Origin of the sequence: Halorubellus litoreus (assembly GCF_037081675.1) — an archaeon.
Lineage (GTDB): Archaea > Halobacteriota > Halobacteria > Halobacteriales > Natrialbaceae > Halorubellus > Halorubellus litoreus.
Genome location: NZ_JAZAQL010000003.1, coordinates 1 through 24774 on the forward strand (window position 1 = coordinate 1; position 24774 = coordinate 24774).

A 24774-nucleotide genomic window follows, 5' to 3' on the forward strand; every position below is an offset into this window, starting at 1 on the left:
TCGCCGTACCACACGTTCAGGTCCTCGACGCTCAACTTCGCGTCGCCCTCGAACTCGAACTCCGTCCACTCCTCGCGCGTCTCCTCGGCGGTCTCGCCCGCGACCGTCGTCGAGCCCGTGTCGTCCGCTTCGTACGTGGAATCTGTCATGGATGGTGTGGGTCGGGAGCCACGGCCGCGCCGACGCTGTGACTTGCCAGCGACCACGGCGGGAGGGGTAATAGAACCAGTGACTCCCGCTGTCCGGAGTCTATCGCAGGAAGGGGACGTGCCGCCAGAGCTTGAGCCCTGCTGCGAGGACCTTCGCTTCGAGGTCGGTCGGGCCGGTGACGGGGTCGAAGGGGAGGCCGCGGGAGGTCGACACCGCCTTCTTCTCGGTGAATCGGACGACGCCGTCCTCGCCGTGCCGGCGGCCGAGTCCGGAGTCCTTCATGCCACCCATCGGGGCGTCGTGGGCGGCCCACGAAGTGACGTAGCCGTCGTTGATCGAGATGGTGCCCGCGTCGATGTCGCGAGCGATGGCGCGAGCGACGTCGACGTCGCCGGAGAGGATGCACGCGTGCAGGCCGTAGTCGGTGTCGTTGGCCTTCCGGACGGCTTCGGCGTCGCTCGCGACCGGTTCCATGTTGACGACGGGCCCGAACGTCTCCTCGCAGGCAGCGGTCGCGTCCCTGGGGAGGTCCGTGAGCACGGTCGGTGCGTAGAAGTACGGGCCGACGTCGTCGCGGACGCGGCCACCGGTCTCAACGGTCGCACCGTGGTCGCGGGCGTCCTCGACGTGCGCCTCGACGCGCTCCAGTTGCGACTCGGAGATGAGCGAGCCGACGGGGACGCCGTACGCGTACTCGGTGCCGGGTTCGAGGTCGGCGACGGCGTCGACGAACCGCCGGGAGAACTCGTCGTAGACGTCCTCGTGGACGTAGAGCCGTTCCGCGCTGATGCAGAGCTGGCCGGCGTTCGTGTAGCACGCGCCGATGGCGCGGTCGACAGCGGTGTCGACGTCGACGTCCGGGCGGACGTAGACGGGGTTCTTCCCGCCGAGTTCGAGCGAGCAGTCGACGAGTTCCTCGCCCGCTTTCGCGGCTATCTTCCGCCCGACGGCGGTGCTTCCGGTGAACGAGACGTAGTCGACGCGCTCGATGAGCGGGTCGCCGAGCGTCGCGCCATCGCCGGTGACGACCTGGAACGCGTCGTGTGGGAGCCCGGCTTCGCGGAGCAGTTCGACCGTGGCGAGCGCCGTGTACGGTGTCTCCTCTGCGGGTTTGAGGACGACGCTGTTCCCGGCCAGGAGCGCGGGGAGGGCGTCGCCGACCGCGAGGGTGAGGGGGTAGTTCCAGGGGGCGATGATGCCGACGACGCCGACCGGGTCGTAGTGGACGCGCGCGGTCGAGAGCAAGGGAAGGGCGCCGCGACGGCGTTCGCTCGCGAGCTGGTCGGCGACGCGGGTCGCGTAGTACCGCGACGTCATCGCGACGTCCATGACCTCCTCGTAGGCGTCGCCGCGCGCCTTCCCGGTCTCGAGTTGCATGAGGTCGAGGAGTTCCTCGCGGCGGTCAAGGACGAGGTCGTGGAAGCGTTCGAGGACGTCGGTGCGGGCGTCGAACCCGCGGTCGGCCCACCGCGACTGGGCGGCGTCCGCGTCCGCGACGGCGGTCGCGACGTCGTCGGGCGTCGATTCCGGTGCTGTGCAGAAGGCGTCGCCGGTGTAGGGTGCGACGACCTCGCGGTCGGCGGCGTCGTCGCTCGCGGTGACGAGGTCGTTCCAGTGGTCGAAGTCCCGGGGCGTCAATCGCGCGGGCAGCGAACCGGCGTCCGGCAGCTCGGGCATGCCTCGACGTGCGGACCGAACCGCCCTAACGGCACCGGTCGGGGTACTCCCGGAGCCACCTCACTCTGGTCGGCGAGCATCGACGTCGCGCATCCGGTCGCCGTAGTCCCACGCGTACGCTCGTTCGACGTCGACGGTGACGTGCACCTCGTCGCGGTCGTCGCGCAGTAACCACTGGGCGAGGTCGGAGTCGCGGTCGCCGAGGTAGTCGTCGACGAGCGTCCGCAGGAGCGCCTTGTCGTCGTCGGGTTCGAGCGTCGCGGTCCCCTGCCCGCGGACGCCGCGGTACGGCGGGTGGTTCGTCGACACCTCGAACGCGACCTCGGGGTCGGCTTCGAGGTACTCGACGACGCGCGCGGACGCCGACGTCGCGAGGTGGAGGGTGGCGTCGTCCGCGTCGTACCCGTACCACAGCGAGAGCATCCAGAGGCCGCCGCTGGGAGTCCGCGTGGCGACGCGGACGGGGATGGGGTTGTCGTCGAGGAACGCGTCCGTCCAGTCGCGGTCGGGGTCGCCCCGTAGTTTGAGCGTCATCGGACGATGGTGACGGGGACGGGGGCGCGGCGGACGACGCCCTCGGCGACGCTCCCGAGGAGGACGCGCGTCACGCCCGAGCGACCGTGACTCCCCATGACGATGTGGTCGACGTCGTTGTCCTCGGCGTAGTCGTTGATGGCGCGCGTCGGCCGGCCGACGACGGACTCGGTCCGGAGGTCCGCGCCCGCGTCACCGGCTTTCTCGCGAGCGCTCTCGAAGAGTTGCTCGGAGGCGGCCTGCTCGTTCTCGAACCACTCCTCCCAGAACCCGGGGAGGGTGCCGTCGACGGGGCTGGCGTACCCGGCGTCGACGAGGTCGATGACGTGCAGGAGCGTGACGGTGGCGTCGGGGTACTGGTCGAGCGCGTGTTCGAGCGCGTGCTCGGAGCCTTCCGAGTCGTCGTACGGGACGAGGACGTGCATGCGTGACAGTGCGCTCGTCGGACCGATAAAGGTGTGTGACGGTTGTCGGGTCGCGGCAACCGCCGTCGGTCAGCGGTCCGCGTCGAGCGCGTGGACGACGCCCTGGACGTCGCGTTCGAGCGTCGGACTCGCCCAGTCCTCGCGGAGCGCCGAGACCAACTCCGCTCGGTCCGCGGATTCGTTCGACGCGAGCGCGGCCTCGACGGCCGCGACCCACTCGGGGAGCAGTTCGGCGTACGCGTCGAGCGCGTCGGTGGCGTCCTCGCGGACGCCGAAGTGCCCGTAGCAGAGCGCGGACGGTTCGCGGTCACGGAGGCGAGCGATGGTGTCGAGCGACTCGTCGAGGTCGAAGTCGGGCGCGGGCGTCGTCGGGAGGAGTGCCCCACCGTAGTGCATGCCCGCGGCGTCGCCGACGAACAGCGCGCCCGATTCGGGGTCGGAGAGCGCGACCTGGTGGGGGGCGTGGCCGGGGGCGTGGACGACGTCGAGGTCGCGGTCGCCGGCCGGAATTGTATCGCCGTCGGTGAGCGCGACCGTGCGGTCGTCGTCGACGACGACCGGGGAGCCGTACTGGTCGGCGATCTCGTCGCCGACCGCGCGTCGTGCGCTCGCCGCGAGTCGCTCCAGGCGGTCGGGGTCGGTGAGATAGGGCAGGCCGCGTTCGTGGACGTAAACGGTCGCGTCCGGAAATCGCGCTGCGAGGTCGCCGACGGCGCCGGCGTGGTCGAGGTGGACGTGCGTCGGGACGATGGCGGCGAGGTCGTGCGCGCCGACGCCGCGGTCGTGGAGTGCGGCTTCGACGACGTCCGCGGCGGGTGCTGCGCCGGCGTCGACGAGCACAGGCGCTGGCGCTTCGAGGAGGAACGCGGAGTGCGCGCCGGGCGTCCCCAGCAGTTCGGTGTCGACGACGGTGACGGCAGGGAGCGTGTCAGAGGCCACGGTGCTGGGCCGTCCTTGGCTCGTCGTGCGCTTGAACGCTCGGGTTCGCGAGCGCATCCGAGCTCGCAACCACGTCCCGGTTTCCGACGACGGGTCGTGGCTGAGCGGTCGCTACTGGGTGACTTCGAGAGAAGGTGCGTGGTGTGCGCCCGTCGCGGTGGACGCTAGCGGGCCCTCAGATGTGGCCTTCGTCCTTGAGGTTCTCGATGACGTCGTCGACGAAGGATTCGACGTCGTCGTAGGGGAAGTCGCCGCCGGGAAGCTTCGTCTGGAGCTCCATGGCTGTCATGGAGAAGTCGCCGGACTCGAAGCGGGTGCCCGGGCCGTTGGGGAGCGCCGGGACGAGGTCCATCGGGCTCGAGATCGGGTAGTCGGCGCCACCGAATGCATCTTCCATCTGTTCGCGAAGGTCTTGCTCGTCTGCCATAACGACTCCACCTTCACGGGGATAAATAGTAAATCTTTGGGTAGTTGGTTGCGGCGGCGGGGCCGCATCTCGCTCCGGCCCCAGTGGTGCCCGGGTAGTCTCGGGCCATCGTGAAGCATCTACCGCTCGCCCGACCGTCGCGGTGCCCGGGAACCGTCCAGTCCCGGTGGAGTTCGTGTCATCCAGCTACGGACTGGATGAAAATTTATTACGAACACGGTCATCACGCTTGATGGCATGACAGAGGATAACTCGCGTGCGAGTAAGAACTTACACAGCCGACGTGGGTTGCTCGGCGGGCTCACGGGCCTCATCGCCGCATCCGCGTACAGCGCCACCGTCCCGACGGACGCGACGGCGCAGGTGACGAGCGGCGACGCGTCCGACGTCCAGACGGTCACCTCCCCCGACGGTCGCGTCGAGGTCACCGTCGACGTCTCCACGGGCGTCCCGACGTACAGTATCAGCTACGACGACACCACGCACGTCGACGCCTCACCCATCGGGTTCAACTTCGCGAATCAGGCGACGTTCGGTACCGGCATCGCGGGCTCGGGGCCGGACGTCACCGTCACCGGGAGCGAGAGCGGGACAGCCACCGAGACCTGGGAGCCCGAGTGGGGGAACTACGACGTCGTCAGCGAGGACTACGCGTACCGGACCATCGGCCTCGCGGAGACGAGTGCGCCCTCGCGGTCGGCGAACCTCCAGGTGCGCGCGTTCGACGACGGCGTCGGGTTCCGCGTCGCGTTCGACGACGACTTCGGCGAGTTCACCATCACCTCGGAGAACACCGAGGTGAACGTCGCGGGCGACTACACGTCGTGGTGGATCGCGAACGAGTTCGTGAACCCGCGGTTCGAACAGGAGTACCGCGAGACGGCGCTCAGCGACGTCCCCGCGGGGTCGAAGACCATCCGGCCGAACGACAACACGGTCCGGAAGGGCGTCCACACGCCGTTGACGATGCGCGCCGACGACGGGACGTACCTCTCCGTGCACGAGTCGAACCTCGACGACTACGCGACGATGAGTCTCGCCGCGAAGAACGACGCGGGCGGGAACGAACTCGCGGTCGAACTCGCGCCGCTCCCGGACGGCACGAAGGTCCAGGCGAGCGCGCCGCACGTGACGCCGTGGCGGACGTTCCAGGTCGGCGACCGACCGGGCGACCTCGTCGAGTCCGAACTCGTCCCGCTGCTCGCGGACGCCCGCGACGACTCGGTGCTTCCCGGCGACGGGAGCGGGGGCGTCGACACCGACTGGATAACCGGGAAATCCTACGTCGGAATCTGGTGGACGATGATTGCAGGGAGCGCGAACTGGGAGTACAAGTCAGACAGCGAGATAGAGAGCAACGGGAACGACCCCGCGTCGTACGTCCACGGCGCGCGCACCGAACGCATGCAGCGGTACATGCGGTTCGCGAGCGAGCACGGCATCGACAGCGTCCTCGTCGAAGGGTGGAACGAGGGCTGGGACACGTACCCCGGCGACGGCACCGGCCTCGAGATGGGCGTCGCGGACTCGTACCCGGACTTCGACGTCCCGACGGTCACCGACTACGGCGCGAACCTCCCGACACCGGTGGAGATGACGATCCACAACGAAACCGCCGGGAATATCGTGAACTACGAGGACGAGATAGAGAACGCCGGCGTCTTCGACGAATACGAGGCCGAGGGCGTCCGTTCCATCAAGAACGGGTACGTCTCCGACCCGGGGCTCGGGTTCGAGGGCGACGGGTCGTACGCGACGCACAACCAGCACTGCCAGACCGCCGTGAACCATCATCGACTCGCCATCAGGCGGGCGGCGGCGAACCGCCAGCTCCTCGAGATACACGAGGGCATCAAGCCGACCGGCGAGATACGGACGTACCCGAACGTCGCGGCCCGGGAGGTCGTGAAGGCCCAGGAGTACGACGGGTTCGGTGAACTCGGCGCGGACGTCGGCCGCGACCACCACGTCCTCCTGCCGTTCACGCGGATGCTCGCCGGGCCGACGAGCTACCAGCCCGGTATCTTCGACGTGACGTTCAACGACGACGACTCGGGCCGCATCCAGACGACGCGCGCGAAGCAACTCGCGATGTACCCGACGTACCTCGGCGGCATCCAGATGGCCGCGGACCGCATCGAGGCGTACGTCGACCCGACGCTGGAGGTCGGCGAGTTCGTGCAAGCCCAATCGGGCGAGCTCGACGGGATGATCACGGCGGACGAGTGGCGGAACGCGTACGGCGCGCACTACGTCCCGGTGGACCCGAACCGCGAACCCGACGGCGCGACGGCCTCGTTCACGGTGAAGAACGTCGAGAGCGCGGGCACGTACGACATCCACCTGCGGTACGCGAGCGACGCGGAGGAGAACGCACAAGCGGTCGTCGACAACGGTGGCCCGGAGGCGACGCTCGTCGTGAACGGGAGCGAGCGCACCATCCAGCCGGCGTACACGGACTACTGGGACGACTGGGCGGTTCACACGGAGCCCGTCGAACTGCAAGCGGGCGAGAACACGGTGACCGTGAAGCTCGGGGCCGACGACGTCGGCGGGTTCAACCTGAACACGATAGCGGTCAGCGAGCAAGGCGGGAGTTCGCCGGTCGCCGCGGAGTACGGGAACGTCGACCCCGCGAAGGAGAACCACGACACGGTGCCCGAGTTCGACTTCATCGAGAACCTCCCGGTGGCGGACTGGGACGAGACGCGCGTGCTGGATTCGAGCATCGGCGAGTACGTCGTCACCGCGAAGCGCTCGGGGAGCGAGTGGTTCCTCGGTGCGATGACGAACGGGACGGCGCGCGACGTCACCGTGAACCTCGACTTCCTCTCCGCGCAGGCTGACGGGTGGGCGGTCACGGAGTACGTGGACGCCGAGGGGACCGGCGTCGAGTCGAACCCGACCGAGGTCGCCATCTCCGACTACCGCGTCGAAGCCGGGGATTCGCGGACGCTCTCGCTGGGCGCGAGCGGCGGCGCAGCGATGCGTCTGCGGCCCGCGGATAGCAGTGGCGTGACGATAGCGAGTTTCGACGACGTCGCCGGTGACGACGACGGCCCTGGCGCGTACACGTATCCGACGGACGCGTCGTTCCAGGACGGCGCGTTCGACCTCCGCGGGTTCGAGGTGAGCGAGACCGCGTCGACGTACGACTTCACGTTCGAGGTCGCGAACCTCTACGACGCGTACGACTCCGGGAACTTCAGCCCGCACTTCTTGGCGGTCTGGCTGCGAGACCCGGCGGCGTCCGGCGGCCGAACGACGGAACTCGGCGACCTCTCCGTGACCGCCCAGTTCGTTGCTGCCTGGCAGTACCGGATCGCCGCGAGCGGCTACGACCAGCACGTCACGGACGCGTCGGGGAACGAGGTCGGCGCGCCGACGCTCGTCGTGGACCGCGCCGCGAACACCGCGACGGTGTCCGTGGACAAGGCGACGTTGAGCGACGTCGACGTTCCGAACGGCGAGGTGGTACCGGTCGTCGGCTCCGAGGACTACGGTGCGTTCCGGAACGTGCAGGAGAACGCGACCCAGTGGCAGTTCGGCGGTGCGAAGAGCGGGGCGGCCGACGACGCGCCGCGCGTCGTCGACCTCGTCACGCCGACGGGGACGACGCAGCGCGACGCGCTCGCGTACGACGCCGGGTCGCTCGCGACGCTACCGTTCAGGTCGCTGTAGTCGACTGTCGACGGCTCGGCGCGGCTGTCTGTTGCCCACGGAGCGGGACTGACTGTGGTTCGTGACGGACCGGTCTCGGTCCGTCGCGGGTGGTTCCTACATCGTTACGCGCTCGCTGCTGGTTCGATGGCGACGTCGTGGACGGCCTCGATACCGGTGCCGTCTTCGAGCGTGGCACGGGCTTCGTCGTCGTCGACGGCCTCGGTGACGACGAGCGTCGCGGTGACCTCGACGTCGACCTCGAGCGCGTTCAGGCCGGGCGTGATGCCGGTGACGCGCTCGATCTCGACGCCGTCGAGCGCGTCGAGGCGTCGGAGGACGGTGCGCGCACCGGTGGTCATGTCGCCGTCGGCGCCGTGGGGGACGCGGACGGTGAGGTGAGCTGTCGTCTCGAATCGGTGCCTGATGGTTTGGGCTACCATAGGCGCCCGTCGCGAGTCGAACGCGCACGACCCGAGCGGGGTCGCGGGATGCCGTTTCATCCACGGTCGCGGCGTGTTGGGGGCTTGCGTCAGCGGTGCGGCGTGCACGAGCATCCGGCGGCCACTGGGCCGCCGGTTCCTCCGTGCGTGGGTGGGGGCTTGCGTCAGCGGTGCGGCGTGCACGAGCATCCGGCGGCCACTGGGCCGCCGGTTCCTCCGTGCGTGGGTGGGGGCTTGCGGGCCGTCGGGGCGTCCGGTGGGTGGACGGCGCTGGGGCTGGTCGGTGGGGAGCGATGCGACTGTTCGACCCCGGTTCGAGGCCGGGGCGGTCGCGTCCGCATCCAGCGTCGACGCGGTCGCGTTCGTCCAGGGGGTCTGCCGTCGCGCGCTGCGATGGACGGCGGACTCCGTGCTCGGTGGTGAGTCGGAACGTGAGGACGACCAGTGACGGAGCCTGGCCGTCGACGACGAGTGGCCGAGAAGGATTCTCGGTCCGGGCGTCGGCGACGGACGTGGCGTCGCCTCGACGGTGTCAGCGTCGAGCCGGGCTCACGTCACGATCGGTGTCACGTGGCGCCGACGAGAACGGACCGAGCGAAGGAGCGACCCCGTTGGTTCGCCCGCACATCGGACCACTGCTCGTCGGCGCCGTCGACCGGGGAGGCATAGTCACCTTCCCCGGTGACGGCGTTGCCACTCACACCGCGAGTGGTCGCCGACTTCATGTGGTCGATGTACATGGTTGGGTTCGCTCTGGACGCCGACTGAGGGGTCGGCGTCGCAGGGTAGTCCAACAAAAATCGCCGAATGACAAAAAACTATGGGATGGATGTCAACGTGGCGCATGCTTCGGGTTCGGCGTTCGTTTCGAGCGCTGAACCGAAGCGTGAGTTTAGGGGGTGCGACAGCGTTCGTCCTGACGAATGCCGCGACGAGACGAGGCGCGAAACGGTGACGGCGCGGTCGCTGGAACCCGCGCGAGCGCCGTCACCGTCGGCATCGTATTCCTCGGGCTCGCGATCGTCACCGCGCTCCTCGCTGGCTCGTTCTGGGTGGTCGCGACCGAAGGCGGGGAGACGGGTGACCCGGCGGAGGTCGGCCTCTCGGCAAGTCGCTGCACGGTCTCCGCGGACGATGGGACGACCGGCATCGGGACCGTGACGGCGTCGATCCGGTACACGGGGAACGGGAGCGTCGACCTCTCGGACGCCACGGTCCGGTACGGCGACGAGACGACGACCGCCACCCTCGACGTCGGCGTCGACGCGTCCGAGACGACCGCTCGCCTCGTGAACGACACCGGTGCGTTCGACGCGAGCATCGTCGAAGGCGAGACGCTGACGCTCGTCGTTCCCGTCGAGACGATTCGTGGTGCGCCGCTCGAATCCGGAATGCGTGCATCCCTGGAACTCGTGGTCGACGGCGGCACGGTCGACGCGGCGAGCGTTCGCGCACCGAACGGACTCAGCGAGGACCAGTCCTACGTCGGGTGTTGACGGGTCGTCGCGGCAAGAACGCTTTTCGTGGTGCAATCGTAAGGGGTCTGCATGATTACCCGGTCCGCGAGCGTCGATGGGGACGACGACCGCGGGCGAGGCCGCGCCGAGTTCGACGACAGCGGCCGGGAACTGGGGACGCTCGCCGTCGTGGACGACCGCGGGCAGGTCGGTATCGGTATCATCGTGATGTTCGTCGCGATGATCATCGTCTCCGCGATCGCGGCGGGCGTCATCGTGAACATGGCGGGCATGATGGGCGATCGTGCGACCGACGCCGGGGAGGAAGCGGTCGGGCAGGTCGTCGGCGGCGTCCAGGTCCAAGACCGCACCTGTACTGTCAGCGCGAACCCGCCAGGCGTCGACGAGGCCTGGGTGCACGTCCGACTGCGCCCGGGAGGAACGATGGTGAACATGTCGAACACGACGGTCCTGTACACCGACGGGGACGTGCACGCGGAACTCAGCCTGGACAACGAGACCGCGAACGCGTCGCGGTACACGCTCGTCGACGACGGCGAGCACGTCCGCGAGTTGACGAACACGTCGCGGATGGTCCGGATGACGTTCGACGTCGCGGAGATACGTGGTGCGCGACTGAACGGAACGCGAGCACCGCTGGAGAACGGCGGTGAAGCGACCATCACGGTGGCGACGCCCCAGGGTGCGGTGACGAAGGTGCGACTACAGCCGACCGGTATCGCTGGGTCGCAGTCGTACTCGAAGTGCTGAGCCCCGACCCCGACATGTCTTCCGGACCGCGGAGGGTTTTCCGTGAGCGGTCGCAACGACGTGATATGAACGCGCCGGACGAGACGACCGCGGAGTCGAACGTGAACGGCGAACCGCTCGCGTCGTGCGGGACGGACCCGGAGACGGGCGTGCAGCGCGACGGCGTCTGTCACGCGCTCCCGGAGCGGGACCCGGGCCGCCACGAGGTGTGTGCGGTGATGACCGAGCGGTTCCTCGAGTTCACGGACGTGATGGGGAACGACCTGCGGACGCCACGCCCAGAGCTATCGTTCCCGGGGTTGGAGCCGGGTGACCGGTGGTGCGTGTGTCTGCCGCGCTGGCTGGAGGCGTTGGACGCGCGTGCTGCGCCGCCGGTCGTGCTCGAAGCGACGAACGAGTCCGTGCTCGACGAGGTGTCGCTGGAGACGCTCGAAGCGAACGCACACGGTACGGAGTGAGTTATCGAGAAAACGCGGGCTCGGGGTCCGGGACCGAAGCGTTCACGCCGTCGGCGCCCGGGAGTGCTGGTATGCCGACCGTCGACGCGCTCGTGACCCATCCCGTGAAGTCCCTGGACCCGATGCCGGTCGAGACGGCCGACCTCGTCGGCGGCCGCCTGCGGTACGACCGCGAGTTCGCGCTGTTCGACGACGACCGCGAGCTCGTGAACGCGACGCGCGAACCCGCCCTCCACCGCGTCCGCAGTTCCTACGACCCGGAGACGCGCACGCTCACCGTCCGCGAGCACGACGAACCCGCGGACGAGGCGGTGTCGTTCGCGCTCGACAGCGAGCGCGGCGACGCGAACGCGTGGTTCAGCGAGTTCCTGGACTATCCGGTCGCGCTCGTCCGCGACGCCGGCGGCGGGTTCGTCGACCGCGACTACGCGAAGGGGCCCGCGGTCATCTCGACGGGGACGCTCGAGGCCATCGGCGACTGGTTCGACCTCGACCCCGTGAACGTCCGGCGGCGGTTCCGGGCGAACGTCGTCGTCGACGCGGAGCCGTTCTGGGAGGACCGCCTCTGGACGGGCGAGGACGAGGTCGTCGCGTTCCGCATCGGCGACGTCGAGTTCGAGGGCGCCGGGTGCTGCGCGCGCTGCGTCGTCCCGAGCCGCGACCCCGACACCGGCGACGTCATCGAGGACTTCCAAGCGCGGTTCGTCGAGCGCCGCGAGGCGACGATGCCCGACTGGGCGGACGCGGACGCGCTCGACCACTACTACCAGGTGATGGCGCTCAGTCGCGTCCACGAGAGCGAGGACGGCGGCGAACTCGCCGTCGGCGACGACCTCGAGGTCGTCGGGAAGCGACCGCGCGAGGACGCTCCCGAGGCCTGACCGCCATCGGCCGCAGTCCAGTCTACTCCTCGAAGCGGCACGACGGCGAGTTCGTCGTCAGAATCGTTTTCGACGACGAAACCTGAACGACGCGGGGGAGGAGGACCTCGACGCCGTCCTCGTCCGTATCGTGGCTCGCGAACGTACCGACCTCAGTCAGCGCGTATGTTTCGGAGAGCCAGCGTCGAACCAGTTATGCCGATCATAGCCGCACCGAGGAATAACACATCACCGAACAAACCATCATCTGTTATTCTGGGAACTACGAGCCATGCTGTAATCATCAACGAGAGTGCGGCCGCGTTCATCAAAGCTGGAGTATGTCTGTTCATAGTTCATACCAACATTCCGTCCTTTTCGGTCCGGCGATGCGAGCCTGCGTCGACGCGCTCAGTCGCGACCGAGGGCCGGCCGCGAGCCGGGGGTCCAGAGCGTGCGGCGAATTACGTGCGCGACCGCACGGCTTACGGCCCCCCGCCGGGTACGAGTCGCTGAGACGAACTCGTGCGAGTGCTGCATTACGCTGACGTGGAGGCCGGACTGGATAGCCCGGAGCGCGCGGGCCGGCTCGCGACCGTCCTCCGGGAGGAGGGCGGCGACGACCCGGTCGTCACCGACGGTGGGGACACGCTCGCGCCGGGCGTGCTGGGGTTGTCGACGAAGGGCAAGCACGCGCTGGCGTTCCAGGACGCGGTGTCGCCGGCGGTCGCGACGTTCGGGAATCACGACTTCGACCACGGGCGGACGGCCGCTCGGGAGGTGACGTGGGAGTCGCCGGCGCGGTACGTGACGGGGAACGTCATGGAGGGCGGGCAGCCGTTCGGGGACGCGGCGCCGTGGACGATCGTGGACCGCGCGGACGGTGCGCTCGGCGTGGTCGGTATCACGGACCCGGACGCGTCGGTCCCCGATTCGCTCGCGGTCGAGGACCCGATTCGAGCGGTGCGGACGGCGGTCTCGGAGCTGCGCGACCACGGCGTTCGCGCGGTGCTCGTGCTGGCGCACGCCGGCGACGACGTCGTTCGGACGGTCGCGCGCCAGCAGGGCGTGGACGCCATCGCCGCCGGGCACGTGCATCGCGTCGGCCGCGAGCGCGTGTCGGGGACGCCCATCGTCCGACCGGGCGTGAACGGCGAGGTGGTGTGGGAGCTCGACTTCGACGGGGAGCGCGTGACGACCGACGACCACGACGTCGAGCGTGCGGTCGTCGACGAGTCGGTCGCGGAGATACTGCAGGCCGAGCGGTACCGCGTCGGGCTGGAGGACACGGTCGGCTACCTCGAGGAGCCGCTCGTCCGCGACACGGCGAAGCGACTCGTGGGCCGGGAGCGCGCGGGGTCGCTGGTCGCGACCGCGTACCGGGAGGGGGCGAGCGCGGACGTCGGCGTCCTCGACACGCTCGCGATCCGCGAGGGCCCGCGGTTGTCGGGGACGGTGTCGCGCGGTGACGTCGTCGGCCTCGTTCCGTTCGCGGCGCCGCTCTGTCGCATCGAGGTGTCGGGGCGAACGCTCTCGCGACTGCTTCGGGAGAGCGTGGTGACCGACGACCGCGCGGCACGAGGACCGGGCGCGTACGCGTGCTGGCTGCAGGTCGCCGGTGCGACGCTCGGGGTGGCGGACGACGGGACCGTCGAGTCGGTTCGCGTCGACGGCGAGCCCATCGATGGAAACCGGGACTACGTCGTCGGGACGAACACCTACGTCCTGGGGAGCGACGAGTTCCCCGCGGTCGACCGCCGGCACCTGCTCGCGCAGGGCGACGACCAGTACGAGGCGGTCGTCGCGCTGTTCGAGCAGGGCCGGACCTCGGGCATCCCCGACGGCTTCGTCGAGCCGGTGTAACTCGTCGGTAACACCAGCCAGTCAGTTCGGTTTCTCAGGGCCGCTGGACGACACGAGCGCGGAGTTCCGGACTGGGACGGTGCGTCAACAGTCGCCGTCGGCGACGATGCGCGTGAAGTTCGCGTAGACGCGACCGGCGTTCACGTCGGCGAACGAGTACTCGCCGTCGCTCCAGCCGTAGTCGGCGTCGAGTCGGTCGCGGTGCGCGGCGGTGAACTCGGGGTGGAACTGCGTGCTCCACAGCGGCGCCGACCGGTGCCTGGTCGCGAACGCGTCGTAGTAGTCCGTGGTCGCGATGACCTCCATCTCGGGCGCGGGCTCGACGACCTTGTCGCCGTGGACCGCGGGGACGACCGGCGAGACGCCGTCGAAGAGCGGGTCGTCCGCGAAGTCGACGTCGACGAGACGCGCCGTCGTCTCGTCGGCCTCCACGCGACCGCCGAGGGCGGCGTTCACGAGCTGGTGGCCGAAGCAGACCGCGAGCGTCGGAATCTCGTGTTCGACGAGCGTCTCGACGAGCGCCATCTGCGAGTGCATCCACGGGTACTCGTCGGCCTCGTAGACGCCCGCGGTGCTTCCGGTGAGGACGACCGCGTCCAGTTCCCCGAGGTCGGGGCGTTCCCCGGCGGCGTAGTCGAGTTCGACCGCATCGGGGATGGACGCGGCGAGCGCGTCGCAGTGGTACGCGTGCGCTGGGTCGACCTCGTTCCGACAGACGACGACGCGTGGCGATGACATTGCGCGTCCTATGGCGCGCGCCACGAAAGGGGTACCGGCGCGAACGCCGCGCTTGGCTCGCCCGGCGTCGGGGCCGACGGCGTCAGGCGCCGGGGAGCGTGACGAGGACGCGCGTCCCGTCGTCGGTGGCGTCGAACGTGACGTCGCCACCGAGGGTGCTGACGCCCCAGTTCACGACGAAGAGGCCGAGGCCGCTGCCGTGTTCGAGCGCCGATTCGCGAGCGTCCAGCACGTCGAGTTCGTGGCCGGGGATGCCCGGGCCCGTGTCCGTGATGGCGAACGTGACCGTGCCACCGTCGGCAGCGGAGGCGACGGTTCCGTTCCCGTCCACTCCATCGGCGACAGCGTCTCCGGAGTTGGTGACGGCGACGGACACGCGCGGGTCGCCGTCGTCGTGCACGACGCCGTTCTCGACGAGGTTCTCGAAGACGACGCGGAGGACGTCCGGGTCCGCGGTCACGCGGCAGTCATGGGGGACGTCGACGTCGACGGTCGCCGCAGGATGTCGGCCCGTGACGTCGTCGCGGACGGCTTCGAGGACGGCGTGTGCGTCGACGACCTCGTCGGCGACGACCGACCCGGACATCGTGGCTTCGACCTCGCGAGCGCGTTCGCCGAGCGCGGACAGCTCGCGGGTCTGGTCGGCCGCGGTCTCGAGGAGGTCGACGACCGCCGGGTCGTCGCTGGCTTCGGCGGCCGCGGTGACGCTCCCGAGGACGACGGTGAGGTCGTTCCGGAGGTTGTGTCGGAGGACGCGGTTGAGGACGCCGACGCGTTGCTCGCGGCGCCGTTCGGCGGTGACGTCCTGGAGGACGACGGTGTACCCGACGACGCCGCCGGCGCCGTCGTCGAGCGGGTTCCGGGTTCGAGCGTACGTCCGCGCTCGCGTGTCGTCGGCGATGCGGACGTGGTCGCCGTCGAACCCGTCGTCGACCGGTTCGAGGTACCTCGAGATGTCGGTCGCCAGGACGACGGTCTCGTCGACGCCGAGCGCGTCGACGGCGGCGGCGTTCAGGCGGACGATGCGGTCGTCCGGGTCGACGACGACGACGGGATTCCCGAGGTCCTCGACCGCGGCGCGTTCCGCGCGTCGACGGGTCGCGGGCGGGAACTCGAACATGTCCTCGCCGAACAGCGCGTACAGGTCGAGGACGAGGTGCGGGAAGAACGCGATGGCGGTGAGGTTCAGCGGGTAGAACGGCCCGATTTCGAGGAGCCACGCGCTGAACGCGACCGTCGGCGGGAGTGGCGTGACGGCGATGGCGAGCGCGTGCTTGCGGTAGAGCGGCCCGTAGCTGACGACGGTGTCGATGAGGAGGACGACGCCGAGGGTGGCGAGCGAGACGACGGTGAGGAACTCGAAGACGACGAACGCGTTGTGCGTGTACTCGAGGACGCGGACGCCGCCGTACTCGACGAGTTCGACGTTCGTCGGGCCGTAGTCGTGGAACGGGTAGGTGAGGACGACGAGCGTGCCGAGGGACTGGAAGCCGACGATACCCTGGAAGGGACGGGAGTGGACGTACCTGGCCCGACCCGTGTAGACGAGTGCGAACCCGAGGTACGCGACGCCGATCCAGATGGCGGCGACCCAGTAGAGGACGAGGAGCGGGTCGCGGAGCGGGCTTTCGCCGAGGAGGAGTCCGACGCCGTAGGCGGCGCAGAAGACGGTCTGTGCGGCGATGACGCCCTGGAACCACGTCAAGCCCGGTCGCTCGGAGAGCCGCCGGAGGTACGCGAGCAGGCCGAGGTTCGCCGCGCCGACGACGACGGACGTCCACGCGACGACGAGCCCGAGTTGCACGTTCGACGAAACGTACGAGCGGAGCGAGTTAAACAGGTTGCGGCACGTTCGGGTGGGCTCGGCTGGCCGGCCGGTGCGGTGCCTGCGTGCGCGGTCCGGTCAGTCGTGGTGGTGCACCCAGTTCGTGAGGTCGACGAACGCGGTCTCACCGCAGCACCCGCACTCGTCGGGCGCCTCGAAGGTGTGCTGGGCGGTGTCGACGTGAATCGGGGTGCCCGCGTGCGCGACCTGGCAGTTCTCGCAGACGTACATCGTGACTGACTCCGGAACGTGTGCCATACGGTAGCAATTGTGTGGACGAGGGATAGTCGTACCGGGGATCGACGCGGGCGACGCATCGGTGCCGTCCGCGTTCCGTCGCCGAGCACCGGTCGCGAGACACCCGGTGGGCCGTGCGTGCGGCGGTCAACCGCGGAGGAGCGTCCCGAACCCGGCTGCCCCGATGCAGAACGAGAGGAGCGCGCCGATTCCGGTGAGCGTGAGGACGCCGTTGAGGGCGGCGGCGACGACGAGCGCGACCACCCAGTCGTCGTCCACGTCGACGAACCGGTCGGCGATGGCGAGGTACGCGATGACGGCGCCGACGACCCAGGCCAGGTAGAGGAAGAAGGCGAGGAGGAGCGCGAACGGGATGCCGAGGATGGTAACGAACAGGACGACGACGACGAAGATGACGACGAGGAGCGCCACGACCCCGTACGCGAACGAGCCGATGGGATTCCGAGCGACGTCACGCATGCGCGAGCGCGTCCAGTCGGGCGCGAGCACGAGCAGGAGCGCGCCGACGACGAGCGTCGAGAGGAAGGTCCCGACGGCACCACCCCCGAGCCCGACTGTCGGGTCGACGCCGACGGGGTCGAACGGCCGACCGACCTGGAGGACCGTCGAGACGACCACTGGTATGGGTTCCATGACGACTCTGACGACGCGACGACGGAAAAAGGGTATGCGCGAGCCGTATCACCCGCCTGCGACCGTCTCGACGGAACCGTTTTCTGGCGAGGGGCCGTCGACCCCGCTGCGATGGTCTTCGGCGTCGACGTCCCGTTCTACGACCCGGGGACGTACTGGCTGACGCGGTTCGCGCTCCAGCGCGGGGTCGCAGCGATCTACCTCGTCGCGTTCGTCGTCGCGCTCCGCCAGTTCCGCCCGCTCTGCGGCGAGGACGGGCTGCTCCCCATCGCGGACTACGTGGACCGCTTCGCGTTCCGGGAGCGCCCGAGCCTCCTCTACCTCTCGCCGACGGACCGAACCGCGGCGTGGCTCGCACGCGCCGGTATCGCGCTGAGCGCGCTCGCACTCCTGGGCGTCCCATCGATGCTCGGCACGCCCGTCGCCGTCGCGGTCTGGCTCGCGCTCTGGGCGCTGTACCTGTCGTTCGCGAACGCCGGACAGCTCTTCTACGGGTACGGCTGGGAGTCGATGCTCTGCGAGGCCGGCGCGCTCGCCGTCTTCCTCGGCGGCTGGGACGTCGCCACGCCAGCCGTCACCGTCTGGCTGTTCCGGTGGCTGCTCTTCCGGAATATGCTCGGCGCCGGCCTCATCAAGCTCCGCGGCGACGACTGCTGGCGCGACCTCACCTGCATGGACTACCACTACGAGACCCAGCCGATGCCGAACCCCGCGAGCTGGTTCGCGCACCACCTCCCCGAGCGCTTCCATCGCGTCGAGGTCGCCGGGAATCACGTCGTCGAACTCGCCGTCCCGCTGCTGTACTTCGCACCGCAGCCGTTCGCGTCGATAGCCGGCGCGGTAACGGTCGCGTTCATGGGCTGGCTGCTCCTGACGGGGAACTTCTCGTGGCTGAACGCGCTCACCGTCGTGCTCGCGCTCTCGCTGTTCGCCGACCCCCAGCTCGCCGCGGTCGCCGAGTCGCTCGCCGCCGTCGCGACCGTTCTCGCCGGCGTCGACGTCATCGCGGGAGTCCCGGTGGCCGCGCCCTCGAACTGGTTCACGGCGATAGCGTGGGCGTACGCCGTCGTCGTGCTCGCGCTCAGCTACCATCCGGTTCGGAACATGCTCTCTACGGGCCAGCGGATGAACACGAGCTTCGACCCGTTGAACCTCGTGAACACGTACGGCGCGTTCGGCCACGTTACGAAGACGCGCTACGAGCTCGTCGTCCAGGGCACCACCGACGAGGTCGTGGATGACGACACCGAGTGGGAGACCTACGAGTTCCACGGCAAACCAACGGACGTCTCCCGGCGGCCGCCGCAGTGGGCGCCGTACCACCTGCGGCTCGACTGGCAGCTCTGGTTCGCCGCGATGCAGCCGCTCTCGCGGAACCCGTGATTCCTGCACTTCCTCGCGAAACTCCTCGACGCCGACGAGGGGACGCTGTCGCTCGTCCGCACCGACCCGTTCGACGGCGACCCGCCCGAGCACGTTCGCGCGCTCCGCTACGAGTACCGGTACGCGACGCCCGCGGAGCGACGCGAGACCGGCGACTGGTGGCGGCGCGAACGCGTCGGCACCTACGCGGGGCCGATGGCGCGCGACAGCACGCACCTCGAACTGGCGCTGCGACGCCGTGGCTGGGACTGACCAACCATCGCTGGCCGTTGCACTCGCGGTCGTGGTCGCGGGGGCGGGGAAGGGATGGGGACAGTGGTGTCACTCGACGAGCGTGGATGCGAGCCCGAGGACGTATCCAGCGAGCCCCCAGGGCGCCCACGACGATGCGAGCGTCGCGACGAACGCCACCAGTGCGGCCGACAGCCCGCCGGCGGTCGCGAGCACGTACGTACCGGTGACGAGGATGCCGACGGCGACGATGCCAGCGGTGACGTACGCGATAACGAGTTCGTAGAGCACGGGGCCGAGTCGCTCGGGGACGCCCGTTCGACCGAGGAGGAATCCGGGGAGGGCGACGACGGCGACGAACGCGGCGACGTTCGGAACGCCGACGAAGACGTCCGTCCCGGCGAGCGTCGCCACCGTGAAGGTCACTGCGGCGAGAGCGACTGCGAGCCCGCCGAGGATGCGGGCTCGCGCTTCGAGTACGGGCACGTGCTGCGACAGTCGCCCCCCGGCGAGTAAAATCCCGTGGCTCGCCGATGCAGTGAACGAGCTCGACCGGCGAGTGCGCTCGAAGCGACCGAGGTGTGACGGGGAACGCGCCCGCACGGCAGTCCGTTGCGGTTGGAAATCGCCATACGCCTCGACGGCTTCGCGGGAGGTAGCCACGGTTGCTGGCTCTGCAATCACCCCCTTGATTTAATACGAGTGGCAGGTGACGACTACGTTGATGACAGCGATTCAAACGGACGCCCTGACCAAGCGCTTCGGCGAGGACGTCCTCGCCGTCGACGGCCTCGACCTCGAAGTACGCGAGGGCGAAGTGTTCGGATTCCTCGGCCCGAACGGCGCCGGGAAGTCCACGACGATCAACATGATACTCGGGTTCCTCCAGCCCACGTCCGGCTCCGTCTCCGTCCTCGGGATGGACGTGACCCGCGAGTCACTCGCCATCCGCCAGCGCATCGGCCTGCTCCCCGAGGGATACGAGCCCTACGAGAACCTCACCGGACGCGAGCACGTCCAGTCGGCCATCCACGCGAAGGCCGCCGACGACGACCCGGACGAACTGCTGGAGCGCGTCGGCCTGGCCCCCGACGACGCGCGTCGCGCCGCCAGCGAGTACTCCACGGGGATGGCGAAGCGGATGAGTCTCGCCGTCGCGCTCGTCGGCGAACCCGAACTCATCATCCTCGACGAGCCGTCGACGGGACTGGACCCGGACGGCGTCGCGCTCCTCCGGAGCATCATCCAGGAGGAGACCGAGCGCGGCGCGGCCATCTTCTTCTGCAGTCACATCCTCGAGGAGGTCGAGAAGGTCTGCGACCGCGTCGGCATCCTCAACCAGGGCGAACTCGTCGCGCTCGACACCATCGACAACCTCCGGAGCGAACTCCAGACGGGCGCGACCGTCTCGGCGCAACTCGACGCCGTCCCCGAACCGCTGGACGTGGCGAGCGTCGACGGCGTCCGGACGGCGAGCGTGACCGACAGCACCGTCGACGTCGAGGTGTCGTCGTCGGCGGCGAAGATGGACGCCCTCCGGTACCTCGACGACCGCGCGACCGTCGAGGACGTCCGCATCGACGACGCGTCGCTCGAAGCGCTCTTCGACGAGTACACCGGGCACGGGAGCGCGAACGAGACCACGACGGAGTCGGCGCCGGCCGCCGAGCAACGGGCCGCCGCCGACGGAGGTGAGTCCGCGTGAGCTTCGCGACCGTCTTCCGCGACGACTTCAAGAACACGCGGCGCTCGTACGTCGTCCTCGGCGTCATCGCGACCCTCACCGGGTTCGTCTCCCTCATCACGTACTCGGTCGCCGAGTTCCACGACGACGCGTTCCGCGCGCTGTTCGACGTCTCGTTCTTCTTCTTCCTCGTGTTCCCGCTCATCCTCGTGCCGCTCACGTACCTCTCGGTCGCCGGCGACCGCGAGCACGGGTCGATAAAGCACACGCTCGGCCTCCCGAACACGCGCGCCGAGTACGTCCTCGGGAAGTACGTCTCCCGGACCGCGGTCGCGCTCGGCGCGGTGCTCGCGTCCGTCCTCGCGGCGCTCCTCATCGGGCTGGGGATGTACGACGGGAGCGTCGACGTCGCGCGGTTCGCGACGTTCGCCGCCATCACCGGCCTGTTCGTCGCGTCGATGACCGCGATCTTCGTCGCGTGCTCGACGCTCACCAGCCGCCGTTCCCGCGCGATGTTCGGCGTCATCGGCCTGTACTTCCTCCTCGGGCCGTTCTGGCTCGGGTTCCTCCCCGTCGTCAGCCTCCAGACTGTCGTCACGACCGTCGCGGACCTGTTCGGCGCGACCGTCTCGGAGTCGACGCGAGGATGGATCACGGCCGCCTCCCCGACGACCGCGTACCTCTCCGGGCTCGAACCCGTGTACGACGGCGTCATCGGGAGCGGCGACTACCCGCGCGTCACCCGGAACTACGCCGTCGAAGGGTCCAGAGAGATCTATCAGGAGAACTGGTTCAACTACGCGACGATGACCGCGTGGGGCGTCGTCGCGCTCGCCGCGAGCTACGCGCGCTTCCGCGTCGCCGAACTCGGGTGAGTCAGCGGACGACGTCCGCTATCCGGGGCGCACAGCCCGCGTCCGGCTCGTAGTACGAGTAGTGGTCCGCGACCTGGTCCGTGACGTCGACGTCCCGGTACGTCGCGGGGGCGTCGGCCGGGTCGCAGATGCCGCCGTGACCGACCGCGTTCGTGCCGTCCGAGAACCGGTAGAGCCACCCGAGGACCTCGTCACGACCGCTGTGGAAGTTCACGAGGCTCGGGGTGGCGGCCTCGATAGCGTCGCCGTACCGGCCGTCGGTCTCGACGCTCTCCTTCGGTATCGCGCCGCCGAGGAGCGACGCGGTCGCGACGGCGTTCTCGCGCCCGGCGTCGGCGAGCGACCGGAGGCACTCGCAGACGACGCGCGCCCCCAGGGAGTGTGCGACGAGGTGGACGGGGCGGCCGTCATCGTCGGCCCAGCGAGCGAGCCAGTCGGCGAGCGCGGGCCCGTTCGCGTCCGCGGTCCGCTTCGCGGGCGCCCAGTCCCGGTCGGAGTCCCACGTGTACGACACCACGGGATGTGGGACGTTCTGGTCGCGGAGCGCGGTCCGTGTCGTGTACGCCTGGTTCAGCGCCTCGGATTCGGCTGCACCGAGCCCGTGGACGTACACGACGAGCGCATCGGCGTCCTCGGTCGACCACGCGCCCTCCCGCGTCACCGTCGGGTCGTCGACGCCCGCGTTGACGTTGCCCTCGTCGTCGAAGACGCCGCGCGTCGAGAGCCGCGGATAGTCCTCGGGAGCGACGAGGTCGCCGTCGTCGCCCCGGAGCGATTGCTGGACGTACAAGGCACCTGCACCGGCCAGTCCGAGCGTCCCGCCGACGCCGGCGAGGAGGCGTCGGCGCGTCAGCAGACGTCGGTCGTCGTCGTTCTCTGAGATATTGGATTCGTAGCCGATGCGTCGGGAAAATACCCTCGACCGCGGCGAACCGGTCGTCGACCGACAGCGCGGGTTCCCCGAGCCAGCGCGCTCAGACCCGCTCGACGCTGATGGCCTCGTACTCGTCCTCGCCGCCGCCGTCCCCGATACCGAGCGTGTACGACTCGAACGCCGGCGCGAACGAGACGTCGACGTCGTACTCGGTACCGTCGCGACTGACCGACCGGACGACGTTCTCGTCGAAGTCGACGGTCATCGCGTACTCCATCCACCCGGTGTCGTCGACCGACTCGTCGAGTCTGACCTTCCCCGTGTCCGGCCCGCGGACGTAGAAGCGGTCCTTGCTGCTCCACCGGTGCTCGCGGATCTCGACGAGCGAATCGGTCCCGGTCGCGAACACCCGGAAGATGGGGATGCCGTCGTACTCCGTGTGCGTGACGCGATGCGTCGCCTCGAACCGGTGCGTGCCCGTGGCTTCGATGGTCGCCTTCGTCCGAACCGCCATGTCCGAGGCGTACTGGGTCGCCGCAACCGGCGAGTTGTACCGGAGCACGCCGCCGGACTCCTCCAACTCTTCCTCCTCGTGGTATCGCGTCACCGCCCACGTGTCGTCGTACGTCCCGTCCTCGAAGTCGTCGCCGAAACTGGCGGCGCCGGCTGTCTCCTCGGTCCGCGTCTCCGTCTCCGTCTCCGTCTCCGTGGGGTCCGCGTCTGCAGTGGTCGCGTCGTCGTTCTCGACGTCCGATTCCTCCTGGACGTCCGGGTCGCGCGGCGCGTAGTCCTCGCTGTCGATGACGCCGTCGCCGTCCGAGTCCTTGATCGACGTCGCCGTGCTCGTCGGCTCCTCGCTCCCGGTGAGTCGCAGGCAACCCGAAACCCCTATCGTCCCCGTGACGCCGACGGCCGCGAGAATCCGTCGACGCGTGCTCCGTTCGTCTTTCATGCTGGCTCGCTCTGGATATTGTCGCGCATCCAACTGGATAAAGTGTGTCGGTCTGGGCGACTTTCAGTTCGGTCAGACGAATCCGGGGCTCCCGGCTGGGCTTCGATCAGTCCGCGTCCATCGCGCCCGGCGTTCCGGAGGCGTTCACGTCGATCTCCTCGTCGGTGAGGTAACACTGGGGGTCTTCGCCCCAGAGGTCGCCGGTTGCGCCGAGCGCGCGCAGCCGAGAGCCGCCGCGACAGACGTCGACGTAGTCGCAGGACTGGCAGCGTTCGGGGAGGTGTTGCTCGCGCTCGCGGAGCGCGCCGAGGAGCGGGTTCGTGTCGTCGCTCCAGATGTCGCCGAACGCGCGGTCGCGGACGTTCCCGAGGCTGTAGTCCTGCCAGAACTGCGTGAGGTGGACGTTCCCCTGGTAGTCGACGTCGGCGACGCGTTCGCCCGCGGGGTCGCCGCCGTTCCGCCGGAGGTACTCGCGGACCATGCTCGCGTGAGCGTCGCCGAGTTCGTCGCGAGCGTACTCGACGAGGAAGCCGGCGTCGGCGTAGTTCCCGACGAGGAGCGTCTCGATGTCTTCGCCGTCGGCGTGGTACTCGCGGGTGAGGTCGCAGACCCTGCGGACGGCCTCTCGCTTGTCGGCGGGGTCGAGGTCCGCGTCCGGGATGCCGCGGCCGCCGTAGTCGAGGTGATAGAAGCAGAAGCGGTCGACGCCCTCGTCGTACAGGAGGTCGACGACGTCCTCGAGGACGGGCGCGGTGCGCTCCGTTATCGTGTACCGGAGTCCGGTCTTCACGCCGGCGTCCTTGAAGCAGTGGATGCCGCGGATGGCAGCGTCGAAGGCGCCTTCCTGGCCGCGGAACGCGTCGTTGACCTCGCGCGTCCCGTCGACGCTCACGCCGGCGTACTTCAGGCCGGCGTCGCGGAGCGCTTCGGCGCGCTCCTCGGTGACGAGCGTCCCGTTCGTCGACAGCACGGGTCGGATACCGAGGTCGTCGGCGTACGCGACGAGGTGCTCGAGGTCCGGTCGCGCGAGCGGTTCACCACCCGAGAACAGCACGACTGGGACGCCGAACTCCGCGAGGTCCTCGAGGAGTCGTTCGCCTTCCTCGGTGGAGAGCTCGGCGGGCGCGCAGCCGTCGTCAGCGCCCGCGTAGCAGTGCTCGCAGTACAGGTTGCACTGCTTGGTCGTGTTCCACACCACGACGGGGCGCCGCTGCTTCTCCTCCGATATCTGGGGTTCGTCGGCCTCGTCGGCGGCGTCGTACCGCAGGCCGTCCCCCTCGGCGTCGAGCCCGCAGAGGAGTTTGCTGACCGATATCATCTATAACTCCCGCTGCCGCGGTTCCTCGTAGTCCTCGCCCCCATCGAACCCCGAGACGTCCCCCGGCGCCGGTTCGCCCTCGGCGTCGAGGTCGTGCGTCGAGAACCGCGAGAACTCGCCCGCGGGACACACCCAGACGTCGTCGGCGTACCACGCGAACAACCGCGTCGCACGCTCGTAGGCGCCCTCGGCGTCCTCCGCGGTGACGCTCCCGACGTGCCGGAGCGGGTCCTCGGAGTCGTCGCGCACGAACACCTCGAATGCGGTTCCCTCGTCGGCGCGCGGCCGCTCCGCGACCGTCACGCGCTCGGCTGGCGCTTCCATACCGCCGACTCGGGA

23 protein-coding genes and 2 pseudogenes are annotated in these 24774 nt (G+C 69.3%); 9 read left to right on the plus strand and 16 right to left on the minus strand.

Annotated elements, in window-relative coordinates; translation table 11 throughout:
- From VYJ16_RS22205 to VYJ16_RS14985, 6 genes and pseudogenes are all read right to left on the minus strand, one after another.
- Positions 1-149: pseudogene (locus VYJ16_RS22205) on the minus strand (phosphate ABC transporter ATP-binding protein); the annotation flags it as partial.
- Between the two features lie 100 nt (positions 150-249).
- On the minus strand, positions 250-1827 hold the full coding sequence (locus VYJ16_RS14965) for a succinic semialdehyde dehydrogenase (RefSeq protein WP_336351119.1): 1578 nt from the start codon (positions 1825-1827) through the stop codon (positions 250-252).
- 60 nt (positions 1828-1887) lie between these two features.
- Complete coding sequence (locus VYJ16_RS14970) at positions 1888-2361, minus strand: pyridoxamine 5'-phosphate oxidase family protein (protein ID WP_336351120.1); 474 nt, start codon at positions 2359-2361, stop codon at positions 1888-1890.
- A complete protein-coding gene (locus tag VYJ16_RS14975; protein ID WP_336351121.1) occupies positions 2358-2786 on the minus strand; it encodes a universal stress protein in 429 nt (142 codons plus the stop codon). Before VYJ16_RS14975 ends, VYJ16_RS14970 begins: the two co-directional genes overlap by 4 nt.
- Before the next feature lie 69 nt (positions 2787-2855).
- On the minus strand, positions 2856-3725 hold the full coding sequence (locus VYJ16_RS14980; RefSeq protein ID WP_336351122.1) for an MBL fold metallo-hydrolase: 870 nt from the start codon (positions 3723-3725) through the stop codon (positions 2856-2858).
- Positions 3726-3900: 175 nt separating this feature from the next.
- Positions 3901-4152 (minus strand): MTH865 family protein, encoded by a 252-nt coding sequence (locus tag VYJ16_RS14985; RefSeq protein ID WP_166041777.1) that lies wholly within the window; start codon positions 4150-4152, stop codon positions 3901-3903.
- 237 nt (positions 4153-4389) lie between these two features.
- Between VYJ16_RS14985 and VYJ16_RS14990 the strand changes: the two genes are divergently transcribed.
- Positions 4390-7833, plus strand: coding sequence for a glycoside hydrolase family 97 N-terminal domain-containing protein (locus VYJ16_RS14990; RefSeq protein ID WP_336351123.1), 3444 nt, complete (start codon positions 4390-4392; stop codon positions 7831-7833).
- Between the two features lie 104 nt (positions 7834-7937).
- On the opposite strand, the gene VYJ16_RS14995 is transcribed toward VYJ16_RS14990, so the two are convergent.
- Positions 7938-8255 carry a hypothetical protein gene (locus VYJ16_RS14995; RefSeq protein WP_336351124.1) on the minus strand — a complete coding sequence of 106 codons (318 nt, stop codon included), beginning with the start codon at positions 8253-8255 and terminating at the stop codon, positions 7938-7940.
- Between the two features lie 923 nt (positions 8256-9178).
- Here VYJ16_RS14995 and VYJ16_RS15000 point away from each other — a divergent pair.
- From VYJ16_RS15000 to VYJ16_RS15020, 5 genes are all read left to right on the plus strand, one after another.
- Positions 9179-9751 carry a hypothetical protein gene (locus tag VYJ16_RS15000; RefSeq protein ID WP_336351125.1) on the plus strand — a complete coding sequence of 191 codons (573 nt, stop codon included), beginning with the start codon at positions 9179-9181 and terminating at the stop codon, positions 9749-9751.
- A 51-nt stretch (positions 9752-9802) separates the two neighbouring features.
- Positions 9803-10483, plus strand: coding sequence for a hypothetical protein (locus VYJ16_RS15005; RefSeq protein WP_336351126.1), 681 nt, complete (start codon positions 9803-9805; stop codon positions 10481-10483).
- A 65-nt stretch (positions 10484-10548) separates the two neighbouring features.
- On the plus strand, positions 10549-10941 hold the full coding sequence (locus VYJ16_RS15010; RefSeq protein WP_336351127.1) for a DUF2237 family protein: 393 nt from the start codon (positions 10549-10551) through the stop codon (positions 10939-10941).
- Positions 10942-11012: 71 nt separating this feature from the next.
- Entirely contained in the window at positions 11013-11822 is an 810-nt protein-coding gene (locus VYJ16_RS15015) for an MOSC domain-containing protein (RefSeq protein ID WP_336351128.1), read from the plus strand.
- Between the two features lie 504 nt (positions 11823-12326).
- Positions 12327-13664: a bifunctional metallophosphatase/5'-nucleotidase gene (locus tag VYJ16_RS15020; RefSeq protein ID WP_336351129.1), complete on the plus strand. Its 1338-nt coding sequence runs from the start codon at positions 12327-12329 to the stop codon at positions 13662-13664.
- Positions 13665-13748: 84 nt separating this feature from the next.
- On the opposite strand, the gene VYJ16_RS15025 is transcribed toward VYJ16_RS15020, so the two are convergent.
- The 4 genes from VYJ16_RS15025 to VYJ16_RS15040 all read right to left on the minus strand — a co-directional run bounded on the left by VYJ16_RS15025 (position 13749) and on the right by VYJ16_RS15040 (position 17118).
- Entirely contained in the window at positions 13749-14402 is a 654-nt protein-coding gene (locus VYJ16_RS15025) for a type 1 glutamine amidotransferase (RefSeq protein ID WP_336351130.1), read from the minus strand.
- Between the two features lie 82 nt (positions 14403-14484).
- Positions 14485-16206, minus strand: coding sequence for a sensor histidine kinase (locus VYJ16_RS15030; RefSeq protein WP_336351131.1), 1722 nt, complete (start codon positions 16204-16206; stop codon positions 14485-14487).
- A gap of 99 nt (positions 16207-16305) precedes the next feature.
- A complete protein-coding gene (locus tag VYJ16_RS15035) occupies positions 16306-16485 on the minus strand; it encodes a hypothetical protein (protein ID WP_336351132.1) in 180 nt (59 codons plus the stop codon).
- A gap of 126 nt (positions 16486-16611) precedes the next feature.
- Positions 16612-17118: a DUF8173 domain-containing protein gene (locus tag VYJ16_RS15040; protein ID WP_336351133.1), complete on the minus strand. Its 507-nt coding sequence runs from the start codon at positions 17116-17118 to the stop codon at positions 16612-16614.
- A gap of 111 nt (positions 17119-17229) precedes the next feature.
- Between VYJ16_RS15040 and VYJ16_RS15045 the strand changes: the two are divergent.
- Positions 17230-18753 (plus strand): annotated as a pseudogene (locus VYJ16_RS15045) (lipase maturation factor family protein).
- Between the two features lie 69 nt (positions 18754-18822).
- Here the strand turns inward: VYJ16_RS15045 and VYJ16_RS15050 are convergent.
- A complete protein-coding gene (locus tag VYJ16_RS15050) occupies positions 18823-19218 on the minus strand; it encodes a hypothetical protein (RefSeq protein WP_336351134.1) in 396 nt (131 codons plus the stop codon).
- Positions 19219-19456: 238 nt separating this feature from the next.
- On the opposite strand from VYJ16_RS15050, the gene VYJ16_RS15055 reads away from it, so the two are divergent.
- The gene (locus VYJ16_RS15055; protein ID WP_336351135.1) at positions 19457-20437 is read left to right on the plus strand and encodes an ABC transporter ATP-binding protein; all 981 of its coding nucleotides are present in this window, start codon (positions 19457-19459) and stop codon (positions 20435-20437) included.
- Complete coding sequence (locus VYJ16_RS15060) at positions 20434-21291, plus strand: ABC transporter permease (RefSeq protein WP_336351136.1); 858 nt, start codon at positions 20434-20436, stop codon at positions 21289-21291. The genes VYJ16_RS15055 and VYJ16_RS15060 overlap by 4 nt, the downstream gene beginning before the upstream one ends.
- 1 nt (position 21292) lies before the next feature.
- Here VYJ16_RS15060 and VYJ16_RS15065 read toward each other — a convergent pair whose 3' ends face one another.
- The 4 genes from VYJ16_RS15065 to VYJ16_RS15080 all read right to left on the minus strand — a co-directional run bounded on the left by VYJ16_RS15065 (position 21293) and on the right by VYJ16_RS15080 (position 24759).
- The gene (locus VYJ16_RS15065; RefSeq protein ID WP_336351137.1) at positions 21293-22081 is read right to left on the minus strand and encodes a DUF726 domain-containing protein; all 789 of its coding nucleotides are present in this window, start codon (positions 22079-22081) and stop codon (positions 21293-21295) included.
- 184 nt (positions 22082-22265) lie between these two features.
- A complete protein-coding gene (locus VYJ16_RS15070; RefSeq protein ID WP_336351138.1) occupies positions 22266-23117 on the minus strand; it encodes a hypothetical protein in 852 nt (283 codons plus the stop codon).
- Positions 23118-23223: 106 nt separating this feature from the next.
- Entirely contained in the window at positions 23224-24435 is a 1212-nt protein-coding gene (locus VYJ16_RS15075; protein WP_336351139.1) for a TIGR04347 family pseudo-SAM/SPASM protein, read from the minus strand.
- Positions 24436-24759, minus strand: a complete 324-nt coding sequence (locus tag VYJ16_RS15080; RefSeq protein ID WP_336351140.1) for an Htur_1727 family rSAM-partnered candidate RiPP — start codon at positions 24757-24759, stop codon at positions 24436-24438.
- Positions 24760-24774 lie beyond the last annotated feature (15 nt).